General features: G+C 45.3%; 20 protein-coding genes. 8 read left to right on the top strand and 12 right to left on the bottom strand.

From position 1 onward, the window contains the following. Window positions 1-156: 156 nt before the first annotated feature. Window positions 157-804 (bottom strand): Crp/Fnr family transcriptional regulator, encoded by a 648-nt coding sequence (locus tag RID53_RS34115; RefSeq protein WP_446392318.1) that lies wholly within the window; start codon window positions 802-804, stop codon window positions 157-159. A 117-nt stretch (window positions 805-921) separates the two neighbouring features. Continuing rightward, window positions 922-1,953, bottom strand: coding sequence for a CHAD domain-containing protein (locus tag RID53_RS34110; protein ID WP_446392317.1), 1,032 nt, complete (start codon window positions 1,951-1,953; stop codon window positions 922-924). A gap of 66 nt (window positions 1,954-2,019) precedes the next feature. Here RID53_RS34110 and RID53_RS34105 point away from each other — a divergent pair, with 66 nt between their 5' ends. Next, window positions 2,020-2,310, top strand: a complete 291-nt coding sequence (locus RID53_RS34105) for a hypothetical protein (RefSeq protein WP_446392316.1) — start codon at window positions 2,020-2,022, stop codon at window positions 2,308-2,310. 822 nt (window positions 2,311-3,132) lie between these two features. After that, entirely contained in the window at window positions 3,133-4,185 is a 1,053-nt protein-coding gene (locus RID53_RS34100; protein WP_446392315.1) for a pentapeptide repeat-containing protein, read from the top strand. A gap of 159 nt (window positions 4,186-4,344) precedes the next feature. Here RID53_RS34100 and RID53_RS34095 read toward each other — a convergent pair whose 3' ends face one another. The 5 genes from RID53_RS34095 to RID53_RS34075 all read right to left on the bottom strand — a co-directional run bounded on the left by RID53_RS34095 (window position 4,345) and on the right by RID53_RS34075 (window position 10,287). Next, window positions 4,345-4,554: a hypothetical protein gene (locus RID53_RS34095; RefSeq protein WP_446392314.1), complete on the bottom strand. Its 210-nt coding sequence runs from the start codon at window positions 4,552-4,554 to the stop codon at window positions 4,345-4,347. 354 nt (window positions 4,555-4,908) lie between these two features. Then, window positions 4,909-6,177, bottom strand: a complete 1,269-nt coding sequence (locus tag RID53_RS34090) for an alpha/beta hydrolase fold domain-containing protein (RefSeq protein ID WP_446392313.1) — start codon at window positions 6,175-6,177, stop codon at window positions 4,909-4,911. A gap of 95 nt (window positions 6,178-6,272) precedes the next feature. Beyond that, window positions 6,273-8,939: an EAL domain-containing protein gene (locus tag RID53_RS34085; protein WP_446392312.1), complete on the bottom strand. Its 2,667-nt coding sequence runs from the start codon at window positions 8,937-8,939 to the stop codon at window positions 6,273-6,275. Between the two features lie 659 nt (window positions 8,940-9,598). Next, window positions 9,599-9,955, bottom strand: a complete 357-nt coding sequence (locus tag RID53_RS34080; RefSeq protein WP_446392311.1) for a hypothetical protein — start codon at window positions 9,953-9,955, stop codon at window positions 9,599-9,601. Between the two features lie 80 nt (window positions 9,956-10,035). Beyond that, the gene (locus RID53_RS34075) at window positions 10,036-10,287 is read right to left on the bottom strand and encodes a hypothetical protein (protein ID WP_446392310.1); all 252 of its coding nucleotides are present in this window, start codon (window positions 10,285-10,287) and stop codon (window positions 10,036-10,038) included. 118 nt (window positions 10,288-10,405) lie between these two features. Between RID53_RS34075 and RID53_RS34070 the strand changes: the two genes are divergently transcribed. From RID53_RS34070 to RID53_RS34060, 3 genes are all read left to right on the top strand, one after another. After that, window positions 10,406-10,645, top strand: a complete 240-nt coding sequence (locus RID53_RS34070; RefSeq protein WP_446377654.1) for a helix-turn-helix domain-containing protein — start codon at window positions 10,406-10,408, stop codon at window positions 10,643-10,645. A gap of 105 nt (window positions 10,646-10,750) precedes the next feature. Further along, on the top strand, window positions 10,751-10,996 hold the full coding sequence (locus tag RID53_RS34065) for a helix-turn-helix domain-containing protein (protein WP_446354374.1): 246 nt from the start codon (window positions 10,751-10,753) through the stop codon (window positions 10,994-10,996). 53 nt (window positions 10,997-11,049) lie between these two features. Then, on the top strand, window positions 11,050-11,976 hold the full coding sequence (locus tag RID53_RS34060) for a BstXI family restriction endonuclease (RefSeq protein ID WP_446392309.1): 927 nt from the start codon (window positions 11,050-11,052) through the stop codon (window positions 11,974-11,976). Window positions 11,977-11,991: 15 nt separating this feature from the next. On the opposite strand, the gene RID53_RS34055 is transcribed toward RID53_RS34060, so the two are convergent. Further along, complete coding sequence (locus RID53_RS34055; protein WP_446392308.1) at window positions 11,992-13,068, bottom strand: DNA-methyltransferase; 1,077 nt, start codon at window positions 13,066-13,068, stop codon at window positions 11,992-11,994. Between the two features lie 170 nt (window positions 13,069-13,238). Further along, on the bottom strand, window positions 13,239-14,420 hold the full coding sequence (locus RID53_RS34050; protein WP_446392307.1) for an RtcB family protein: 1,182 nt from the start codon (window positions 14,418-14,420) through the stop codon (window positions 13,239-13,241). Window positions 14,421-14,568: 148 nt separating this feature from the next. On the opposite strand from RID53_RS34050, the gene RID53_RS34045 reads away from it, so the two are divergent. From RID53_RS34045 to recD2, 3 genes are all read left to right on the top strand, one after another. Beyond that, window positions 14,569-16,605: an FAD-dependent oxidoreductase gene (locus RID53_RS34045; protein ID WP_446392306.1), complete on the top strand. Its 2,037-nt coding sequence runs from the start codon at window positions 14,569-14,571 to the stop codon at window positions 16,603-16,605. Further along, a complete protein-coding gene (locus RID53_RS34040) occupies window positions 16,596-16,730 on the top strand; it encodes a hypothetical protein (protein ID WP_446392305.1) in 135 nt (44 codons plus the stop codon). Before RID53_RS34045 ends, RID53_RS34040 begins: the two co-directional genes overlap by 10 nt. A gap of 366 nt (window positions 16,731-17,096) precedes the next feature. Beyond that, window positions 17,097-19,430 carry an SF1B family DNA helicase RecD2 gene (gene recD2 / locus RID53_RS34035; RefSeq protein WP_446392304.1) on the top strand — a complete coding sequence of 778 codons (2,334 nt, stop codon included), beginning with the start codon at window positions 17,097-17,099 and terminating at the stop codon, window positions 19,428-19,430. A gap of 119 nt (window positions 19,431-19,549) precedes the next feature. Here the strand turns inward: recD2 and RID53_RS34030 are convergent, their stop codons facing one another. From RID53_RS34030 to RID53_RS34020, 3 genes are all read right to left on the bottom strand, one after another. Further along, window positions 19,550-20,032 (bottom strand): DUF4079 domain-containing protein, encoded by a 483-nt coding sequence (locus RID53_RS34030; RefSeq protein WP_446392303.1) that lies wholly within the window; start codon window positions 20,030-20,032, stop codon window positions 19,550-19,552. Window positions 20,033-20,158: 126 nt separating this feature from the next. Continuing rightward, on the bottom strand, window positions 20,159-21,334 hold the full coding sequence (locus RID53_RS34025; protein WP_446392302.1) for a nuclear transport factor 2 family protein: 1,176 nt from the start codon (window positions 21,332-21,334) through the stop codon (window positions 20,159-20,161). An 80-nt stretch (window positions 21,335-21,414) separates the two neighbouring features. Then, the gene (locus RID53_RS34020; RefSeq protein ID WP_446392301.1) at window positions 21,415-22,266 is read right to left on the bottom strand and encodes an alpha/beta fold hydrolase; all 852 of its coding nucleotides are present in this window, start codon (window positions 22,264-22,266) and stop codon (window positions 21,415-21,417) included. Window positions 22,267-22,385 lie beyond the last annotated feature (119 nt).

Below are 22,385 nucleotides of genomic sequence, written 5' to 3'. Positions count from 1 at the left end.
AATCCGAGAAGATATAGCGGATATTGACAAAAAAATTTATCCTTCGTCCTGGAAAGACGGAGGACAGAATCATGAAGCTCAAAACGGCTGCATCTAAGATCTGGCTTTGGCTAGTCCAGATCCCCAAGTTCTTGCAGAAGTCGGCGATCTAATTCCTTACCACTCAGCAACATTTTTAAAGCTATCTGGTTTAATAATAATGTGGCGATCGCTGTCAAAGCTAATCTTGCCCTGATTTTTTAACTTGTTCAGGAGTCGGGTGACGGTGACACGGGTCGTACCGATCGCATTGGCAAGGTTTTGGTGCGTCAGGCGCATCTTCAAACGAGTCCCGTCGGGTACAGGTTGACCCATTTCCTGTTGCATTAACCGCAACAAGTGTTGTAAACGATCTTCAACTCGACGCTGACCCGCGATCGCTAGGAGTGCCTCAGTTTGGCGTATCCGGTGGACGATTTGCGGTAATATCATCTGAGCCAATCGCGGTGAAGCATTGATCTCCTCTATAGAAAACCAAATCAGATGGACGTCAGACAATGCCGTGGCTTGGTAAGCACTCAGCAGAGAAAACCAACGACCAAAAAACATTGAAGGCTCTGCCCAACCTAGCCACACTTCTTCCCCATTCTGACAAAGCGTACTGAGCTGAACTAAACCTTGGCAAACCTGCCAAACTCCTTGAGAAATTATGGGAATTTTGTCGCCTTTCGCATAAAAATGCAATCGACGTGAATCTTGAAGTTCGGCTTGACCAAGAGATTGAGTCGGGTTTACGTCCAAAACGGCTCTGGAAGTTGGAATCATGGGCTGCAACTCTCTCCAGCCAGATTTTTACAAGCTGGTATAGCAGGGCAGCTCTACTGTAAGCAATCAAGGTAAAGGCTCGGTAATCAAGAGATTAAATCATCTCAATATCTAATGTTATGTACTCAAATTGGCATGTTGTGCGTCTTGGATATTAACCGATGAGGTGTGAGTCACACTCTCTACTGGGTGTACAACAATTAGACGCAAGTCCTTGCGGGTTTGGGGATGGAGATATCGTTCCTGGAGCGATCGCCATTCCTGCCATAATTGATAACGATCGCCACTCAACTGCTCTACCAAGGTTGGGAGTTTCTTCTTGATTTCTGAGTTCAGACAATCCGACAGAAATTCTGCCAAGACGAAACTGTCTTGAATCTGTCCCAAAATACGCTGAATCGATTTAATCTCGTTCACATAATCCTGATAAGGCGTCTCATAAAAGTCAGTAAATAATTCCATCTGATAACGCACTCGTTTGGCTTGTTTCCGCAAACTGTGCAACACTGAACCCTGAACACTGAACAGTTCAACCACATCCTCTAAACTCAGATCCTGAGCCACCTGCTTCTGTCCGTCTGAAAGGTGTACACCCATAAGCCACGCGGGGTGGAGGAAAAACTGACTCATAAACGGTAACAGTAAATCCGGCAAAATCTGATCAATTGGAAATTCGGCAAAAATTCCGTAAGTCGGCGTCTGCAACCAATCTTGAAACGCCCGTTTCATTTCCTGATAGGGTTTATCCTTGAGAGTTTTCTGAACTTGAACTAAGACCTGGTGACGCCGCTTTTCCAACGTTGCTAATACTTTTTTGCCTATTTTTTGTTCAGAGTTGGGCAAAGTGGGCAGATACTGATTTTGTAGCGCATCTTGCATGATGTCCAAATCCCGCAGTTGTCCCAACCGTCGCGCCACTTTAGCAATCTTTTTCTCACGAGCAGCTTTGGGTAATACCAGGGCTGGGGCAAAACCGCTCACCACTGTCCGTAGCCGCCGCATCCCTACGCGCATTTGGTGTAGCGCTTCGGGATCTTTATCCTTGAGAACATCAGTTTCATACTGAACGGTTCTCTGGAAATGTTTTTCAATAGCTAGATAAGCCCAATAGCCAAAGAGCTTTGGGTCGGATGAGGCAGTGGTTATCATCGGTATGGTGTGCGGTAGACATCCGGAACGTTTGCCCCTAGGGAATCAGATAGAGGTGAACGTTGCTTGTTTGTAAAACCTGTATCACAAGAGTTTACCATACTCGTGAATCAAAAATTGTTCTTTCAACTCCCCAATAACAGCAATGAGAACGCCTTGGGGATGATTTTTGAGCAGAATGGGCATCTCCGCCCCATTAGGCAATCATACCTTGCCGGATCTGACACCCAGGGATTATCTTTAAAGCATGAGTTTTATCAACGTGGCTTCTTGCCATCCTTTAAGCCAATCGAAGTCAGCCTGTCGGCGACGTATAGTCTGAGGGAATCTCTAATCGAGAGACCGATGGCTATCTAAGGAAGCTCCTTTATCGCGACTGACAATTGGGCGATCGGTTACAACAACAAACTAACGCAATTCAACTCCAACGGTATGACGCCTTCTCAAGACTCGGGCGCAGCAGTACAATTCACTAGGGCATTAACGAGCAGCGATTTTTCTAGCTTAATGCCCAGACCTGGTTGGCATCAAAATTTATCGTCAGGAAAAGACTTTTTGTAGCGGTTGGAATAACCAATATCGGTGAGCAGTTATCTCCTGATTCAGGATCGGGATATTGACTAGCTTTATCTCGCTTCAACCACCTTTACCGTGAAGACCGTAGTTTTCCCCTTAGAAAAAACTCCAGTTTTCCCAAGGGACAGGGTATAAATAAGCTATTCGCTGATTCCTTATTTATACCGCCCTAGACTCAGGAATTGGTGAGAACTAAAACCGTGAATAGCGATAAATTCCACCTATTGTTTTGGCTTTCATTATGCCAACTTTTGGAGGTGATACCAACAGAGTTGCCACAAGCTTATTTATATTTATTGATTGCAAGACAAAGATAATCATTGACAATGATTAGTCTATCGAACTCGTTCAGACAGAAATCATGGCACTCAGTATCTAATATTTTTATAGGGACATGGATTTAATTTACATTAATTTTCGACTCTATAAAGGACGAGTTTTTTGTTTTTGACAATGACAATTTTTGAGGAAAATTTTATTGGTACTGGCGTTTATTTACTATTTAACATCATATATAGAGAATGCAACCACCACTTCAAAACGTCTTTTCTTCTCCCAATCGATAGTCTTTAGCTAACCAAAAAACATCAATTCAATTTTTTTATGAAATCAAGTCAATGTTCAACTAAGGCAAAAATTCTGAACTTGCACGAAACTGGAGAACGCAATTTCCCCGGAGTTAATTTGATCAGAGCTAATTTAACTGAAGCCAACCTGAGTCATATTAATTTGAGTGCTGCCCATTTACAGCGAGCTAATTTAGCCAAAGCTAAACTGATTGGCGCTCAGCTTAAAGATGCAGATTTAAGTAAGGCTGATCTCAAGAATGCACTATTGATTGAAGCCACGCTTTCCCAAGCCGATCTGACGGCTGCAATTCTTAGGGAAGCAGATTTGAGTGGTGCGATTCTCACGGGCGCTACTCTACTCAATGCGGATCTACGACATGCTACCTTAATTGGCACAAGTCTGATCGATGCCAAAATGAAACGAGCAAAACTGGCAAAGGCAAACTGTACGGGAGCCAGCTTAAGTCGCGCTAATCTCAAAGCCGCAGACTTGCAGGGAGTCATCTTAAATCGAGCCATTCTCAGCCAAGCAGATTTAAGGGGAGCAAACCTGAGAGGCGCTTGCTGTATTCGAGCCTATTTACATCGGGCAGATTTGCGAGATGCTAATTTAACAGGGGCTGACTTGAGTGATGCGGATCTCAAGGGTGCTGATTTGAGTCATGCTAATTTGTCAAGGGCTGACTTGAGTTGTGCGAATCTGAGTCATGCGAATCTTACGGGGGCTAATCTGACTGGCACCCACTTGCAAAATGCGAATCTCAGTCTCGCCAATCTCAGTGGATTGCTCCTCAAAAAAGCCAATTTGCAGAGCGCCCAACTTAGCAAAGCCAACCTGAACCGAGCCAATTTATATAAAGCTAATTTGTCAGGGGCTAATTTGCTAGAGGCGAACTTAGAACATGCCAACTTAGCGGAGTCGAATCTCCAGCGAGCAGGTTTGCTTTTGGCTTATTTAACGGATGCTAACTTGAGTCATGCTAATCTGAATGGGGCTAATTTAATTGGCGCGAATTTAATGGGAGCGGACTTAAGTGACGCCTCCTTAGCCGGAACGATCATGCCCAATAGTAGAATACACTCGTGACATCCTCCTACACCTGTAACCGTAGGGTCGGTGTAGGCTTCCTTTGTGGCAATTTGACGGATTACGCTTCCGGCTCCTTCACTTCGTTCGAGGACAAGGTTTTATCGGTGGGAACACGCCCATCCCAATTTTCTGGAATTTATCTATCCCGAACAATCGCTAAACCGATGTAGATTCAAGGATTTCCAGTAATCCATGTCGTATCCCATAAAACACTCGTTCAATGAGAATTCGTTCATGTTCCTTTAAGCTATCTTTATACAGTAAAGCACATTTTAAAAATTGCTGATCGGAGGGGGTAAGGCAGCGATTCATTAAAACCTTAGTTACTAAGTCTTCGATATTGGTCTGAGGCAGAGTAACGTTCATTGACTTCACAAATATTAAATGTTCATTTTTGTTGTCATAATTATGAATGATTTTCTCGATCAATTTTGTGATCGTCCTAAAAGATAGTTTGTGATTTGCCTAAAGAGTAAATCGTGATCTGTGATCAAGTTAGGTAGTGACATAGGTCACAATGTTAATGATTTTTTAGTACAAATAGGCTCGGACATTATTAATACTGACCCGGAATCGACTATCTGTTTAGATTTAAGTAATAATACTAGCGAGAATGGCAACTCACCAATATTTACAAAACTTTATACAGTCCCAAAACTTTTGTCCGACTACTTAACGGGTTTGAGCTTTTAGCAGGAACTTGAGTTCCCCGCTTCATTTTCAAGAAGACTTCAACTTCAACGCCCAAGCCAAAAATCGCTCAGTGTAATACAATGCCAACTGATTACTCACGCCATTAAAAACCGCATCAAAAGCATGTTCAGCCCAAGGAATTTCTAACCAAACAGCACAATTTCCAGCCGCTTGTAATTGCTCGTAGAGTTGGTGTCCAAACTTTGCCTTGATGATATGATCCCGACTCGCGTAGACCAATAACGTAGGAGGCAGATTGGATTTAATATAACGAATAGGAGAAGCTTGCCCATAGAGTTCTGGAACTTCATCCGGTGTTCCGGCTAAGAAGTCATGGAGAATCGAACGAACGTTGATGGGGTCAGGACAGGGCAAATCATAATATCCCTGGTTGAGGTTAACGGGTCCGTAGTAATTCACCACAGCCCGAATCGGAATCGTATCTAGATGATAAGCTGCAAGTGCTGCCAGTTGCGCTCCTGCCGATCGCCCCATGAGAGCAATTCGTTCGGTATCAATTTCCAACTCATTAGCATGGCTTTGGATATAGGATAGAGCCGCCTGTACATCCTCAAGTTGAGTCGGAAAGTGATACTGGGGAGCATGGCGGTAATCAATCGCGATCACAGAGTAGCCCTGATTTGCCATGTAGCGGTTAAATGTCTCATTGTTATCGGGAGTCCCTATTTGCCACGCCCCCCCATATATAGTAATAATCGTCGGATAGTTGCCAAGCGTCAACGGTCGGTAAACATTGAGTTTAAGGTTTACCCCATCCGGTTGAGAAAATATAATCCCTCGATCAATGCGAACCTCCCAGATTGCAATCCCCCGAAACGCATCGGCTAAACTAAAAGGCTGAGGACGCATGGGTGTCTGTGCATCTGGAGTAATTGTTGCCCAATCCTCTACACCCAGAACCCTGTGCATTTGAGCCGCCATTCGTGCATTCACGGCGGGAAACTGGATTAACGGTAAAAGGCTGAGGATTAAACCAATCAGGCTACAGATTACGGCAAAATTGTCAAGCCCGCCTTCATGTAAATTTAAGATAGCGAGTATTAGTGCGATCGCATTCACACCCAGCAGCCAAGGACTGGCTTCTGGCGCAGCCACGGCTAGAGGTAACATCCATAACTTAGGCGCTGGGACAATCACCCAGAGACTCAGACACAATCCGACTCCACTCAGGAACAACGGCAAGAACAGCGACAGTAGGAACATGCCTAACAAAATCAGTGCTGTTTTCCCTTTGATGCTTTGCCCTGTGCTTTTGTCCCAGTTAACTTGGAGCATGGAATGAAAAATCGATGATTATACTTTAATCCTACATCGGCTATATAAAACGAATACCATTCCGGACATAGAATGTCGGCTAATGTCAGAAAACGTCAATAAAATTTTTGGACTTGCTCATCCTCGACAGATACAGAAGTTTTGACTTCATTTTTAACGCTCACTGAACGACTAAACTGACGTTCTAACTGAACCGATTTTCCTCGAAGTAATTCTCTAGCGCCATCACTGTCTACGGGTTTTGAGAATAAAAATCCTTGACCATAGTGACATTGCAACGCCACTAAAGGCGAAATTTGTTCCAATAACTCAATTCCCTCAGCCACCACATCCATACTCATGGTACGGGCGAGGGTGATAATCGCTTGAACAATTTCTGAGTTTTCACCTAACGCACCAATCCGACTGATAAAGGAGCGATCAATTTTTAGCGTACTAATCGGAAAATTATGTAGGCGGCTTAAGGAAGAATAGCCAGTGCCAAAGTCGTCAATGCACAGGTGAATTTGCCGTTTTTTCAATTCCAACAGTAAGTCTTTGACCAGTTCCGGATTATCGATTACCACACTTTCGGTAATCTCTAACTTTAAACTGCCAACTGCAATATTGGTTTCCTCTAATATTTGGTCAATTTGCGCCAATAAATCCGGTTGGGTAAACTGTTTACAGGACAAATTGACATTCATCGTCAACGGTTGGGGACTTTGAAATTGCTGCTGCCAAATACTGAGTTGGCGACAAGCTTCCCGCAGTATCCACCAGCCGATCGGAATAATTAATCCAGTTTCTTCGGCGATGGGAATAAACTCGGCAGGAAAGACTAACCCGCGTTGCGGATGTTGCCAACGTACCAATGCTTCAAAGCCAGTAATTTGATGGGTGAGTAGGGAGACGATGGGTTGATAATAGACTTGAAATTCTTGCCGTTCGATCGCACGCCGCATATCTGTTTCTAGCTGTAATCGATCAACCGTGCGACTTAACATCTGGTTATCAAAGATAGCATAGCCCGGTTTGCCTTGGGAACGGGCGCGATGCATGGCAGTATTGGCGTTACGGAGTATATCTTCAGCCGATAAAATTTGGCGATCGCGATTCGTATTTAGGGCAATGCCAATGCTGGTTGTCATGAACACGTCCCGCCCTTCCAGGTTAAACGGTAATGTCAAGGTTTGCTCAATCGCATCTGCCACTTGAATGGCATCACAAACCCCCTGAATCCCTTCTAGCAGGATAGCAAACTCATCCCCACTCAAACGGGCGACAGTATCCGTGGGACGCAAGCACTCTTGTAGGCGCTGTCCAAACGCTTGCAGCAATTGATCGCCCAAATGGTTTCCCAAACTTTCGTTAACCACTTTGAAGCGATTGAGATTGAGTAACACCACGGCAAATCGATAGGGTTCAGAATCCAGGTTTTCCCCCTGACCTGGTTGGGCGCGTCGTCCGGCTTGCTGCAAGCGATCCATGAATAAGGCGCGGTTCGCTAGTCCGGTGAGGCGATCGTAAAAGGCATTAAACAATAATAGTTCTTCGGCTCGTTTGCGATCGGTAATATCTAAGGCATAAATGCGAATGCACTCAATTTCGGGAACGTAATGCAGGACTTGTTCATAAACAATTTCCCCAATTTTTACCTCGCGTCTCAAGGAACTTTGCTGCTGCATCAATCGAATCATCGAGGGCATTTCTGCTAAAAATGGATGTTCAGCTTCACTCTCTAATAATTCTGGCAACAAGCGCATGGCTTCTGGGTTAAGATAACGCACCCGCCCTGCTAAATCAATTTCGACAATGGGATTGGGGGTCAATAGGGGAAACGAGGCTAAACGGGCTGTTTCTTGATGGGTAAGACAATGTTCGTTCTGATCCCGTCCGATGGCAAAAAAGAAGTCAAGTTCACCCGTTTTCTTAAAAACCTGTTGGCTACGCCATTCTACCCAAAGTTCTCGACCCTCTTTGGTCAGGACTCCGGTTTGGTGTACGGTGGGCGATTTTAATTCTGAGTTTTCACGACTGGTTTTGATTAATTTGGCAAAGGGTTTGCGGTCAACATCTCGAATAAATGTGGTGACAAAATCCGTTCCTTTCACTTCATCCAGGGTATAACCCAACGTTTCTAGTAATCTAGGATTCATCATCCGGGTTTTTCCCTGGGGGTCAATGGCGACAAAAAAGCCACCATGGGTTTCGACTAAATTTTGATTAAATTCCTGTTGTTGGTGCAGTTGTTCGGTTAACTGTTGGCATTCCATCACCAACCCTAACTGCATCGCGATCGCCGCGATCCATTCCATCCATTGGCGATCGCTGGGATGAGAGTGGCGGGTAAAAAATGTTAAGACAGCAAGTACCTGATCATCAAGGAGAATGGGGATCGCGCCTCCAGCTTGAAACCCTTGCGGCTGATCCGTCGCGCTAAGCAGAGTAGTTTCGGCATCAGGATCAATCCCATTTGCCTTGGTTTGGTCAATCCACTCTGGTTGTTTTGATCTCCACACCCGTCCGGGTAAGCCGATATTGGGGGAAAATATTAGTGTTTCTCTGCTGCGTCGCCATGGTTGTAGATCACACGGATCACCAGACCAAGCTTGGCTACAGGTTAAACGACGAGAATCAGAAGTCGGAAGCCATGCTTCACCATAATCCCAATGGGTCACTTCACAGACGCGATGCAGCACTAGATCCAGTGCTGAGTGAAGATCGGGAACCTTGGCGATTGCCGGAATCAGAGATTGCAACAGACGGAATTGTTCGGACATGCACTAAAACCTTTTTATCATAGATGCTTTCACAGGGCGCGATCGCGATCGATAGTGATATCGATGGGAATAATCGCACTTGTTTGATGCTCTACGATAGATGCAGCCCTTACATCCAGCCTTAGCTGGAAGATTTTGGGCAATAAGTCGGTTGGGTCAGATCTAGAGTTTCTAAATGTCTGAGTCCTGACGGGGAAACGTTCTGTCTAGTTCCTAGCTGTCACTGACCTGGAACATCGCCGTTGTTTGGTTATTGGCTTGGCGATCGCTCCTTATTTTGACTTAGCCCACCATTTGCTTATTTTCTATTGTTATGAAGAATTCAGTATTTCTTTGTATTTTCAATCACTGGGTCAATTGATTTACATCACAATGGAGATGTGATGTTTCGCCAAAAATCCGTTGAAACTACCCTAATTTAACCCTGCCATAAATCCTAAGTTTGATGAAGATAAACGGCGAGACTACTGCATTCAATATTTAAGAAAAATTAATCCGATTACCTCAATTATACGCCTTAGGGGTGATGAAGTCTGGCTATTCAATCCCTAATTTTACTTTAAGGATATCCCTATCCTATCCCTATCGTTTATAGGTTCATCCTTGTAGGACGACAGGACAAGGGTTTGAGGCTATTTTTACAATCACGTTCATGGAAGTTATATCACCATTGAACGTCTAGATAACTCGGCGTAGCGTTGCTGGCACATAGCTTGAAGCCGATCCCAGACCTGTTTTGTATACCGTTGGGCTTCTTGCTGAATCAATGACCAGAGAAGGTTTAGGGCTTCTAGGTTTGGACAGAAGCGGATCAGAGTACGGCAAGCGGCGATCCATTGTTCGAGATGGCGATAACTCACAAAATAACCGCCCCGTCCTTGGATATGTACCCAAAGAACATTGTGCCATTTTTCCCAGTTGAGGATGCGCCGGGGATCAATGTTCAAGTATTTGGCGATTTGGTTGAGAGTGATGACAAAGGTTTGGGGATTAATACGGTGTCGGATTCGCATCATGGCTATTTTTGGGTTTTCGATGGGGTTTGATTTTTCCCCCTTCCCGGGTTGAGAAGGAGGTTAGGGGTTAAGTCTGTTCATTAATCGATCCGAAGGCGGCGGTAGAGAACACTCATCACTTCGCCAGGATTCTGGGTGGGTTGGGGCTTACTCCACTCGCTGACGTGGGCGTAGCCGAGGCGATAGAGGGTATGAATGGTGCGGGTGACGCCTTGGGGTGAACTGATAACGATGACTTTTAGAGGGTGTCGGTTGTCTGGCGGGGGCGTAGATGGTACAGGGGTTTCAGGATTGGGAGTTGGAGAGGAATCGCGGATAAAGTCTTCAGTCATTGGAGTTGTCCTAATTTTTGGGGCTTATGTTCATAAAAACGAACACAAAGTCAGTTTAGCACAAAGTTCATAACTATGAACATTTACTGAGTCATAAGCCTCTGACACTATAGAAACCATGGGAAAAGCAGGTGAAGCGCTAAGACAGGTATTGCAGACGTACAAAATCAGCCAAAATAAATTGGCGGTGACAATGGGGATTGGTCGATCAACGGTTCACTACTGGTATCAAAACACTCAAGATCCTTCCGCTGAGACAGTTTTGGAAATCAGAAAGGCACTGCGGAAGATTGATCCGGCGGCGGCGCAAGAGTTTATTCGGCTGTATTTAGATGAGTCAGATGAGGATGAGGAGTAGTTTTGGGGATTAAGCGATCGCCTATGTCCATTTTGTTACTCATAGTATACAAAAAGTTATTTATTGTATGTAGACTTATTGTCTGCGCTCCCTAAAAATTATGCTGTGAGGCAAGATAGCAAACCAGATATTAAACAGCGCTTTGGCAAAGCGATAAGACGACGTCGGCGAGAATTAGATTTTTCTCAAGAGGAACTTGCTGAAAAAGCTGACCTTCACCGCACTTACATCTCAAGTATTGAAAGGGGGAGTCGCAATCCCTCATTAGAAAATATTGAAAAGCTAGCTAAAGCACTAAATATATCTGTTTCTGCTCTCTTTACTAATTACGGCATTGAGGTAGAAGAGTGAAGGCTAAAAAAACTAAGCTAAGCTACAAACTTGGACTGCCAGAAGCCATAGCGATGAAAATCTACAAGACCAGTCAAACAAGGGGAGCTGAAAAAGATACTGTATACCAAAATCGTGTAAAGAGATGTAATACCGTCCTAATCCCAATCAGTTCTTGGAACAGTAACTTTCTTCAACCAGAAGGTGGATTCGAGAAGGGTTATATCGTTCTTGCTTCTCCAGAAGATTACTTTTCTGATAATCCTCCAGAGCCTCATCCCGATTTACCCAACGACCTAAAGCTTGGCAGAAATTTATTAGTTCTTTATGAAACAAGATATCACTGGAATAATTACCCTCCGAGTCAGTACGATTGGTCTCCAGCAACTTCCCGAACTCCACCACTTGGCGGACAATACATTGCTCGTGTACCCGACACTACCCGTTCTGATGACTCTCAGATAAGACATGGATATACAGGCACAAAGACGGGAGGTCAAGGGGCAGGAATCCGCGTCTATGAGTATGCTTCTTCTCAAGAGATAGAAGCAACTAAGTATCAACTATCTTTTTTGGCTTGGCGAACAGAGGGGATTATGGATATGGCTTGTCAAGAAGGCATATCGAATCTTGAAGAATGCCAGCAGAGGATCGAGGATAAATGCCGGGAAATGGATCTGGCTAATCTGGAAAAACTTCAGGAAAATAGGCTACTGGATGGTCATGGATGTACAGTTTGTCCTCTTTGTTTAGAGCGAATTTCGGCTAAAGAACTTGCTTCTCGTGTTGAACAAGCTGAAGGCAGAAATGTCCCAGATTTAACAGTGACTACAGCCAATCTTTTTCATGTTAAGGAATTAAGAGCAGGAGTATATAACCATCGACGTTATAACCTGGGATGGGGACATCACCACTGTAATGCAGCCGCAAGAGATTGGGGAGTTGAACATACGCTAGAATGGATGGAAAAAGTCCTCCGAAACAATCAACGTATTAAATAGTTTTACTTACCTATATCATCCATCGTTCAATAGCTGAAATAAGGGTTCTTTCTGCCAATCAAAGGCTGATTTCTTAACTTCTGGTAATAACTCAGATGGCTCGGAACACCGTAGAGCAATTTTGTGACACCAACGCTCCTCAATTTCAACGAGAATGGCTTTACGCCCTAACATTTTAGCAGCTTGTCCCACAACACCTGAGCCAGCAAAGCAATCCAGAACGACGTCACCTGGATAAGAACTGGCTTTGATAATATGTGTAATTAGATCTAGGGGCTTTTCCGCTGGATGTTTACCCGGATAAGGTTTGACTGTAGGGAAATCCCAAACATCCGTGTAGGGGATATTAGCTGTTACACAGAAAGGTCTGATTATTTTCTCGTAATCAGGCAGTTCGGGAACTTGGGAACTGAGTTTAGCAAATACTGATTTTAGTTTTTGATATTGCTCAGGACTTGGGATATTCCTGCCAGTTTCCCAATTGGATACCGCACCACCGTGATTTACACTACCATATTCACCAATAGCTTCTGTTAGTTGAATTGTAGATAGTCCTGCTGCCAAGCGAGTTTTTCTAAGTAAGCTGCCAAAGGCGGATAATGAAGTGGTAGCAGCAGAGCGAGATGAGCATCTTCGAGTAGCCTGTTTAGGCTCTTCTGGGGATGCTGACTCAGCAAAAATAATCCGCTCAGAATGTAAATACCAACTGCGTAGACTTTCCTTGTTTGTTTTCTGCTTCCATCCGTCATACCCTGGAGCATTGGGCTTTGTCCAGGTGATTGAAGCGAGTACATTAAATCGTTCAGCTAACATCACCTCAATTCTGGCTGCCATCTTGAGAGAGGCACAACAGTATAGGGAACCGTTGGGAGCTAACACCCGTTGCCATTGCTCTGCTATAGTGTCTAACCAGTTAAGGTAATCTTGGTCATGTTTAAAGTCTTTGTCACCCGTAATGTTGGCTTTTTTTGTCGAATGATAAGGTGGATCAGTAAGGATAAGATTAACTGAATCATCAGGTAGCAAGCGCAGTGTATCTAAGCAATCTCCGTGATAGAGAGTGACTTGAGGAGATTTTAGGTAAATTTTCATTCTCAAAGGAAACGTTTGTCATGTCTACACTCATCCGATTTTAACTCGAATCTTGATCATTGAGTCTGTGTTAGCCACAACTTATAGTTGTCTAGCATGAGGTAAGCTTCTAAAAATAGAAAAGCAAATTTAGTATCAACAAATAAGGTGGGCAATGCCCACCCGACAAATCAGCCTTTCACGCAAACTACCTGCTTCAGTGTCGCCACCACCTCCACCAAATCCGCTTGATTATTCATCACTTCATCAATGGGTTTATAGGCGCCGGGAATCTCATCCAAAACCCCACCATCTTTGCGACATTCAACCCCTTGCGTCTGTGTCACCAAATCATCCAGGGAAAACTGTTTCTTTGCCTTGTTCCGAGACATTAAACGCCCAGCGCCATGGGAGCAACTGCAATAACTTGCATGATTCCCTTTCCCTTTGACAATAAACGACTTTGCCCCCATCGAACCGGGTATAATCCCGTAATCCTCTTCACGCGCCCGCACTGCACCCTTGCGCGTCACATACACGTCTTCCCCAAAATGGACTTCTTTCTCGGCATAATTGTGATGGCAATTTACCTCTAACAAGGGCTTGGTTGACTTACCGCCCGCCAAATGTTGTTCCACAATTCGCTTAAAACGCGCCATCATCACATCGCGATTATAACGGGCATAATTCTGCGCCCATTGTAAATCTCGCCAGTAGGCGGCAAATTCTGGAGTTCCGGCGATAAAGTAGGCTAAATCCGGATCAGGTAAGCGATTTTCGGCTAATTTGGCTAATTCCTTTGCCGTGCTAATATGACACTGCGCCAAGCGATTACCAATATTCCGAGAACCGGAATGAAGCATTAACCAAACGGAATCCTCCGTATCAAGGCACACTTCAATAAAGTGATTTCCACCACCCAGAGAACCCAACTGCTTCATCGCTTTTCCTTGCACATCCTGCACACCGCGATGTAAGTCTTTGAAATGCGCCCAGCCTTGCCAATTGCTGGCATCTTTTTCCACCTCTTTATTTTGGTTAAATCCCAGCGGAATGGCGGCTTCAATATCTAAGCGAATTTTCTTGAGTTTCCCCTCCAGTTGTTCCGCCCTAAATGGCGTTTTAATTGCTGCCATCCCACAGCCAATATCGACACCGACAGCGGCAGGAATAACCGCATCTTTGGTGGCAAGAACAGACCCAACTAATGCGCCTTTACCTAAGTGAACATCTGGCATTAACGCCACATGTTTAAACACAAACGGTAAGGATGCCACATTTTTTGCCATTTGGGTTTCATCCTTTCCTAAATCATGATTTGCCCAGGATAAAACGGGCTTATCGGTGGACAGTTTCAGTTGTTCGTAAGGCATAAATATGCGCCTCTAGCGCTAAATAATATCAACATACTACAATTATAATACAGAAAGATTTCGTTGAGGAGATGAACTTATTGGGGGATGGCAACGTCAAGGCATCCACTGTAATGTAACATCTGATACGCACTGCATTTTAACTCTTATGAAGCGTTCTCGACGTGTATCTGCCGGAAAATCTATCATTTCCTTGTCTTTTAGCCTGATTTCTCTACTATCCCTCGCCCCAATTGCCCGTAGCGTTTCCGATGGCACGCCCGATGAAACCGTCACCTGTGAAATCTTGGTGGTTGGGGGTGGATTAGCGGGTGCAGCGACAGCCTATGAAGGGTTACTCGCGGGACGAACGGTTTGCTTGACGGAGATTACCGACTGGGTAGGGGGACAGATTTCCTCCCAGGGAACCTCTGCACTGGATGAACGCCCGACTCAGCGATCGCGCCTTTTCTATTCTCGCGGTTATTTGGAATTGCGGGAACGGATTAGACGCAAATATGGGGAACTGAATCCGGGGGATTGTTGGGTGAGTGAATCCTGTTTTATTCCCAGCGACGCCCATGATATCCTCCTGGATATGTTGCAGGATGCAGCCAAACGGGGGAAAGGGACACTGAAGTGGTTTCCCTCCACGGTGATAAAGGAACTCGACTACAATCCTACCGGGAACTTGATTAAAAGTGCGATCGCCATTCAGCATCAACCCGCCTCGGATGCACTCCCCCTAAATACATTTCCTCTATCACAAACCATTGAAGATTGGTATCAGTACCAAGATTCCCCCCGCTTTGACAAAACTATTATCCGCTTCGTTCCTCAAAACTCATCACCGGGAAACGTCCCAGATTGGTATGTGGTGGAGGCTACAGAAACCGGGGAACTGATTGGGTTGGCGGATGTCCCTTACCGCCTGGGAATTGACCCCCGTTCTCATCTCGAACCCTCGTCTTCCAGCGCCACCGGGAATCCCTATTGTACTCAGGGGTTTACCTACACCTTTGCCATGGAAGCCACCAAGGAACCGCAAAGCCATGAAATGCCGCCATTTTATCGGCAGTACGAACCCTACTATAGTTATGAATTACCCCGCTTAGCCGACTTTGACTTAGTATTTACCTATCGGCGGATTTGGAGTCCTAAAAAAGGTGAACCGGAGAAATTTGGCGGAATTTCCTTTACCGCGCCCACCGTCGGGGATATCTCCATGCAAAACTGGACGTGGGGAAATGACTATCGTCCCGGTACTGAAGCTGATAACCTTGTTTATACTCCTGACCAATTGCAAGAGACGGGACAGTTAGCCCCCGGAGGTTGGATGGGTGGTTTGCGAACCGAGAGTTTACGCAAAGCAGAGGAACTCTCCCTGGGATATTTCTATTGGTTAGTTGACGGAACAACAGACTCCCAACTTGGTGATGGCGTCAAGGAACCCCATCCCAGTTATCGTTATTTATCCGGATTAGACTCTCCCATGGGAACAGTACATGGGTTATCTAAGTATCCCTATATGCGGGAAGGACGGCGAATTATCGGACGCCCTGCGTTTGGGTATCCGGAGGGGTTTACAATTTGGGAAATTGATATGTCTCGCCGCAATTACCGGGAGGATTATTACCGTCAAACCTTATCTCCCAAAATGTATCGCCAATTATGGACGGCTTTGGCGGGACGAGAAGCGATTTCGGTGATTCAGGGTGAGGTATCGCCCGATGAGGTGAATCGACGTACTCGTTCAACCATCTATCCCGATTCGGTGGGAATTGGACATTATGCCATTGATTTTCATCCCTGCATGAGTTTCTCTCCCCCAGAAGCGCCAGGAAATACAGAACGAGAGGGGGAACGTCAGGGGGCGGGTCAAGCCTATCCGTTTCAAATTCCCCTGCGGGCGATGATTCCGCAAAAGATTGACAATATGTTAGTGGCGGGAAAAAGTATTGCCACGAGTCATATTGCAGCGGCGGCGTATCGGGTGCATTCCTTTGAATGGTCATCGGGTGCAGGGGCGGGAACGGCGGCGGCGTTTGCGTTGGAGAAGGGAATTGCACCGTTTGAATTGGTGGATGGACTTCCACCCCATGATCCGCAGTTGCAGGTGTTGCGGCGACGGTTGGAACGGAATAATAATCCGACGGCGTTTCCAGATACGTCGATTTTTAATCAGGATTGGGACGATTGGCGTTAAAGGAAACGTGCGATCGCGCTGTTTGTAGCAGCCTGTTTGTAGTAGCCACTTTAGTGGTTGTTTGTGCCTTAAACGGGGTAGAGAGATGGTGCGATCGCGTCAGTCAGAAAACCCGAATTATCTGACGAAAGGATTACACCCGTTTCCCATAATATTGGCAATTGATTAATTAACTGTAGGGGCGCATAGACGTGCGCCCTTTTCCTAAATTTGTCACCTTTTAAAGCTGTTAAGCTGTTCGGCATTTAAACCTTAATATCAATAAGGGCGAAATCCTTGTAGTGCGTTTAGCGAAGCCATGCCGCAGGCTTTAGCGAAGCCATGCCGCAGGCTTTGCATCTTGCTCGCTACCCATTCCCAATTTAAATGCATGACAGCTTACTAAATCAGGTTTTTGCGATCGCTCTCCACTGTACAATGAAGATACTACCAGACTTGAAATTAGGTATAGTTTAGGATTTCTGGTTCACCTGTTCAGGGAGCAATCAATCATGCCAATGGCTTTCCCAACAGACAACAACGATCAATTCCCCAGGCTCGATCCAGCAGAAATCGAACAGTATCTTGCCAGTGGTATATTTCATGGCATTGGCAAGAAGACAGCGACTTTGCTGACAGCCTATTTTGGCTCTGATACCCTAGACGTTCTGGAGTTCTCACCCCAACGACTTAAACTTATTCCTGGGTTATACCAATATCGGATTGATGCCATCCTCTCAGCTTGGGAGAAAAGCAAGAGCAACCCAGTCCGAGGGACTCAAGCTTGGTTGCTGGGGATGGGGATATCTTTGGGGTTAACCCTAAAACTGACTGACTACTATGATCAGCGTACAGCATCCGTCCTCAACACCAACCCTTATCAGATTATTAATGAGATTGATGGAATCGGATTTAAAATAGCTGACAGTTTAGCGCTCAAGTTGGGGATGCCTCCTGATAGTCCCCTGCGCTATGAGCAAGGGATTCTTCAAACCTTACAAGATGCCAGAAATCAGGGACATTGTTTTCTCCCCAGCTCCGAACTTATTGAAGCAGCACTAGAGTTATTGAGTTGTCCGGGACATACACCAAATCCCCAGTTACTTAATCAGGTATTAGAGAATGCGCTCACCCAAAAAATTGTAGTGGAGGGACGGTTATCCGAGTCTCTTTATTTAAAACCAATTTATCGGGCGGAGGTTAATGTCGCCCGATTGATTCTGTATTTTGCCTCTCGCAGAAAACTGCCTATCGAACCGTTAGAGGAGTGGTTACAAGAACTAGAAGCAGTAGAATGGCGGCAGTCTGGGGTGCTTGATCTAGAACAGCGACAGGCACTGTTAAAGTCCTATGCCCAACCCATTAGCATTATTACGGGGGGTGCTGGGCGAGGGAAAACGCATATTTTGAAGTATTTGATCGATTGGCTAACGGAGTGTAGATTCAAGGTGGCTTTAGCTGCACCTACGGGAAAGGCAGCGACAAGAATGAAGAACGCCACCGGGTTAGATGCCCAAACGATTCATCGTCTACTTCAGTGGCGAGGGTACGGTCAAAAGTTTGAGTTTAATCAGGACAATCCCTTGCCGATTGACTGGTTAATTATCGACGAATTTAGTATGGTTGATATTTTCCTGTTTAATTCCCTCTTAAAAGCCTTAGAACCCCATACGAGAATCGTGTTGGTTGGGGATCATAATCAGCTTCCGAGTGTGGGCGCGGGAATGGTGCTGCGCGACTTACTGATATCTGAAGTTGTACCCTGTTCTCGCCTGAACAAAATTTACCGCCAACGGCAAGAAAGTCCAATTATCTATGCCGCAGAAGATGTTATTCGTGGCTTGGTTCCTCAGTTGCAACAGTTTTACTCTCCTCAACAATGGCAACGAGTTTCCGATTGCGCCCTGCTGTGTCGCCACACCCCGGAAGCAATTGCCGATACCATTGTCGAGCTAGTGGCACAGATGCAGCGTGATCAGGTTAACTTAAAAGATCAGGTAATGGTTCTTGCTCCCCAAAAGAAAGGGGTGGTTGGGGTTCAAGCGTTAAATAAACGATTGCAGCCTCTGTTTAACCCAAAACAACCGGAACAGCCAGAAGTGGAAACGGGGGAGGTGGTGTATCGAGTTGGCGATCGCGTGATTCAATTGAAGAATAGATATGATACAATCCCGGCGGTAATGAATGGCGAGGGGGGTTGGGTGATTGAGGTTAAAACCAAATCCAATCCTGAACGGGTTACGGTTGCATTTGAAGGCGGCGCGGTTGTTGATTATGTCCCCGGCATTTTTGAGCAGATTATGCATTCGTTTTGCCTAACTTGCCATAAGGCTCAAGGTAGTGAATTCCAGTATGTAATTATGCCTCTGTCGCCTTCAAACCACCGGATGCTTTCTCGTCAACTTCTCTACACCACAATGACTCGTGCCAGCTATGGTGGATTTATCGCCGTTGGTAGACCAGAAACGTTAAGGTATGCTGTTAGTATCGATAAACCAATGCGCCGATATACTCAGTTGCCTTTATTATTATCTGAGTCTCATCAAACTTTAATTGATGCACTGAATCAGGTGAGAACGATGCAGTCTCCAGCATCGCCAAATCAACAATTTGTTAGCGTGGCGATGCGACTCCGTGAACTCAATATTGATGCTACCAAAGGGCAAAAGACTTCGATTGGCTCGTTGGCGCTCCAGCTTTATCAATCCCACTATGGTCGCCGTCCCTCCAAGCGCCCAGAAGTGATAGAATCTGGACAAAAGTTTAAAACCTATCATTATGAAAATGAAGCGATTGAACTGCTGGATCGGGCAATTAGGACTATTATGGAAGGCGATCGTTCTTAGTAGAGACGTTACGGCGGAACGTCTGTAACGTCTCTAAGCGGTCACGCATTTAAATTGGCAATGGGTAGCGAGCAAGATGCTCACATGACAACGATGTTGCAGTTGTTGACATTAACGTTTTAAATTGAAAGACCCAGTTTTAGACCAAGGACAACGTGAACAACGAGCAGGATCATGATTGTACTACCCAAATAAGCATGAGCAGTACGAAACGATTCCTTCTGATCACCCCCAAAACCGAAAGTCATCACCGCGTTAATTCCTAACAAAATGACAGCAGAAGAACCTGTCCAAAAATGCGGACTTTCAAAAATAGGTTTATGCTGCATAACCAGGGAAAGAACTCCTCCGGTATATCCCAGCGCAATAAACAAGTACATCAACGGCGCAAGCTGACGGTGAGACGCCCGACTTTTCGCTGCCACTTCCCCATCCTTCGTCAACCGACTACGCCATCCCATATAGGCGACAAAACTACCAAGAACAAATATCACGATTCCCATCATGACAGGATGTCCCCAGTGAACAATCGGTTCAGGAACGCCTAACGTGCGAAACCACGCCGCGATAGGTTCTAGGACTTGACTCAGTTGTTCTCCCATCGGTTTTAATTCATCTTTCTTTACATCTATCTATTTTGACACGTTTTGCACTTTCAGCAAGTTAAATGATTGGCATAAAACCTGGGACAAAGGACATAAGACATAAGACAAATGACAAATCACTAATCAGATAATCAGCCAAACCGCCAATCCCCAGAAGGGAACATATCGCAGCCAGCGCCCCCTTTGATTAGATGGAATGACGGCGGTTAACAGTACACCCTGGAAAATGGAAAACAACACCAAATCAATACAAAATGCGATCGTTACCCGGTTACTCATTAGCAGTTCTCTAAAATAGTGCGCCCTCTGTGCTAAATCTCCAAACTCCGGTCTTCCGACAAAACCCCATACAATAGCTAGAGTACCTACAATCAGCCCAATCCATCCGAAAAGACGAGCTAACCAGCTTTTTTCAGGTTCATCCTTGTCTTGAGGAGGGGGAACGGTATAACGCAATGCCATATAAGGCGTAAGAATAACATTCGTCAGGAACATTGCCACACTCCACATCAAAACCTTAGGTAAATGGCGTCCCCTTTTATCCATTAACAGCAAGGGGAGAAACATAAATATCCAGGCTTCGGCAAAGTTAAACAGTGCTTCTAGGGTAGGGTGAACCGTTGGGGATTCCATGACATGAATACCCACCCCATTGAGAATCGGTAAGATCAAGAAGAAATTGAGCGACTCATCCAGAATTTCCTGTAAGGTTTCGGGTTGAATTGCCCAAATTGGTTCTCCGGGAAGAAGTTGATTGGGTGGAGAGAGTAAGAGGACATAAGTATAGAGTATAGCCATCAGTGCCAACGCGATCGCAACCCATGGCTGAGGTTGTTCTGATTTAGCCATAGCATGGGTTTCTGGCTGGCGTTTAAGCAGTCGTCGTACCAGAGGAGTAACCAATCGAATAATCCAGAATGCAACTTTACCGGGTTTAATTGGCGGTTCCACCACATCACGGGCGAAAACTAACTTCCCCGTGGTTTCAGATAGGCGATAAAAGCTGACCCCTCGTCCATTGGGAAAGGGAATACCATCCAGTTCAACATGCCAAAGGACACCCGTGGAAGATGGATCTCCTGTCGTAATATCATCAATAACAAAGAGTAAGTCATCGGGTACACCTTGATAGGATTCTTCAAAAAGTTGCTGAACGGCGGCTTTCCCACGAAAGGGTTGGGGAAAGTTAAGATCCTCATAGACGCACTGATCATCGATGCAGTCTATAGCGGCGGAAATATCCCTGCGGTTGATTGCCTGATACAGGGATTTAATCATCAAGTGAGCAGGTTTTGTCATGTTGGCAGTTTGTGACTCTCATTAAGAATGTATCGTGAATGAGAGTGCAGGTTATTTATTGAAGATGAATATCAATCTGGTTAAACGTTAGCTTTTCGATGTTGCTCTAAAAATGCTGCTACTGCTTGGTTAAACTCCTCTGGCGCGACCAAAAAGGGCCAATGATTACCAGGAACCTGACGAACTTGTAAATTTTTTAAATAGGTTTTATAGGGTTTCAGTTGCCAGTCTTGGCGATTCACTCCTTTTTCCGGTTGCACAAACAGGGTAGGGATATGAATCGGAACCGTTAATCCGGCGACGAGCATCACATCTTCAAACGTACCATCACGGGCAGCCACGGTAAACTTACTCCCCCAAGAACCATCGGGTTTCTGCTCAATACTGGCTTGAAAAACTTGCTGCTGTAATGGCGTCCAATCTTGATATTGACTTAACTGACGCACTTTCTGTTCGGCGTCTTCATAACTCTCAAACGGACCCATTCCTTTGAGAAACGGCAAAACCCGGTATAACAAAGGGAATGTAACCTTGAGCAGACTAGGCATTTTCCAGATAAAAATCGGATCAACCAGAATCATGCTGCAAAACCGTTCGGGATGCTGTTTTGCCCAAATCGGCGCTAATTTACCTGTCCAGGAATGTCCGATAATATGAGCTGATGACCATCCCAAGTAATCCATGAGGGCTTCTAAGTCCGCGATCGCACTGGCAAAGGTATAATCATCTTCGGGCTTACTACTCTCCCCATGACCGCGCATATCGGGAGCGATGATATGATAGCTCTCAGCTAGATACTCTGCTAAACTCGACCACACTAAAGCGTGATCCGCTAAACCATGGAGCAGTAATAAGGGTTCTGAACCTTGCTTCCACTCCAGATAAGACAGTTGGATTCCAGGTAAGGATACAGTTTGCCGTGCTGGTGTCATTTTGCGTTCCAAGTGTGTCAACCCGAACGTAGAATAGCAAATATCAATAAAAGATAACGCATTCTACTGAGCAGGGATTAGGTAGAATCAGAACAAATCAGATTGGTTTGAGTCAACTC

Origin of the sequence: Coleofasciculus sp. B1-GNL1-01 (assembly GCF_040220235.1) — a bacterium.
Lineage (GTDB): Bacteria > Cyanobacteriota > Cyanobacteriia > Cyanobacteriales > Coleofasciculaceae > Coleofasciculus.
Note: the sequence above shows the minus strand (reverse complement) of the source record. Positions and strands in the feature narration are given on the sequence as shown.

Coding starts and splice junctions, on each gene's coding strand:
- RID53_RS34115 (WP_446392318.1), bottom strand. CDS start 804: ATGATTCCAACTTCCAGAGCCGTTTTGGACGTAAACCCGACTCAATCT.
- RID53_RS34110 (WP_446392317.1), bottom strand. CDS start 1,953: ATGATAACCACTGCCTCATCCGACCCAAAGCTCTTTGGCTATTGGGCT.
- RID53_RS34100 (WP_446392315.1), top strand. CDS start 3,133: ATGAAATCAAGTCAATGTTCAACTAAGGCAAAAATTCTGAACTTGCAC.
- RID53_RS34095 (WP_446392314.1), bottom strand. CDS start 4,554: ATGAACGTTACTCTGCCTCAGACCAATATCGAAGACTTAGTAACTAAG.
- RID53_RS34090 (WP_446392313.1), bottom strand. CDS start 6,177: ATGCTCCAAGTTAACTGGGACAAAAGCACAGGGCAAAGCATCAAAGGG.
- RID53_RS34085 (WP_446392312.1), bottom strand. CDS start 8,939: ATGTCCGAACAATTCCGTCTGTTGCAATCTCTGATTCCGGCAATCGCC.
- RID53_RS34080 (WP_446392311.1), bottom strand. CDS start 9,955: ATGATGCGAATCCGACACCGTATTAATCCCCAAACCTTTGTCATCACT.
- RID53_RS34075 (WP_446392310.1), bottom strand. CDS start 10,287: ATGACTGAAGACTTTATCCGCGATTCCTCTCCAACTCCCAATCCTGAA.
- RID53_RS34070 (WP_446377654.1), top strand. CDS start 10,406: ATGGGAAAAGCAGGTGAAGCGCTAAGACAGGTATTGCAGACGTACAAA.
- RID53_RS34060 (WP_446392309.1), top strand. CDS start 11,050: ATGAAAATCTACAAGACCAGTCAAACAAGGGGAGCTGAAAAAGATACT.
- RID53_RS34055 (WP_446392308.1), bottom strand. CDS start 13,068: ATGAAAATTTACCTAAAATCTCCTCAAGTCACTCTCTATCACGGAGAT.
- RID53_RS34050 (WP_446392307.1), bottom strand. CDS start 14,420: ATGCCTTACGAACAACTGAAACTGTCCACCGATAAGCCCGTTTTATCC.
- RID53_RS34045 (WP_446392306.1), top strand. CDS start 14,569: ATGAAGCGTTCTCGACGTGTATCTGCCGGAAAATCTATCATTTCCTTG.
- recD2 (WP_446392304.1), top strand. CDS start 17,097: ATGCCAATGGCTTTCCCAACAGACAACAACGATCAATTCCCCAGGCTC.
- RID53_RS34030 (WP_446392303.1), bottom strand. CDS start 20,032: ATGGGAGAACAACTGAGTCAAGTCCTAGAACCTATCGCGGCGTGGTTT.
- RID53_RS34025 (WP_446392302.1), bottom strand. CDS start 21,334: ATGACAAAACCTGCTCACTTGATGATTAAATCCCTGTATCAGGCAATC.
- RID53_RS34020 (WP_446392301.1), bottom strand. CDS start 22,266: ATGACACCAGCACGGCAAACTGTATCCTTACCTGGAATCCAACTGTCT.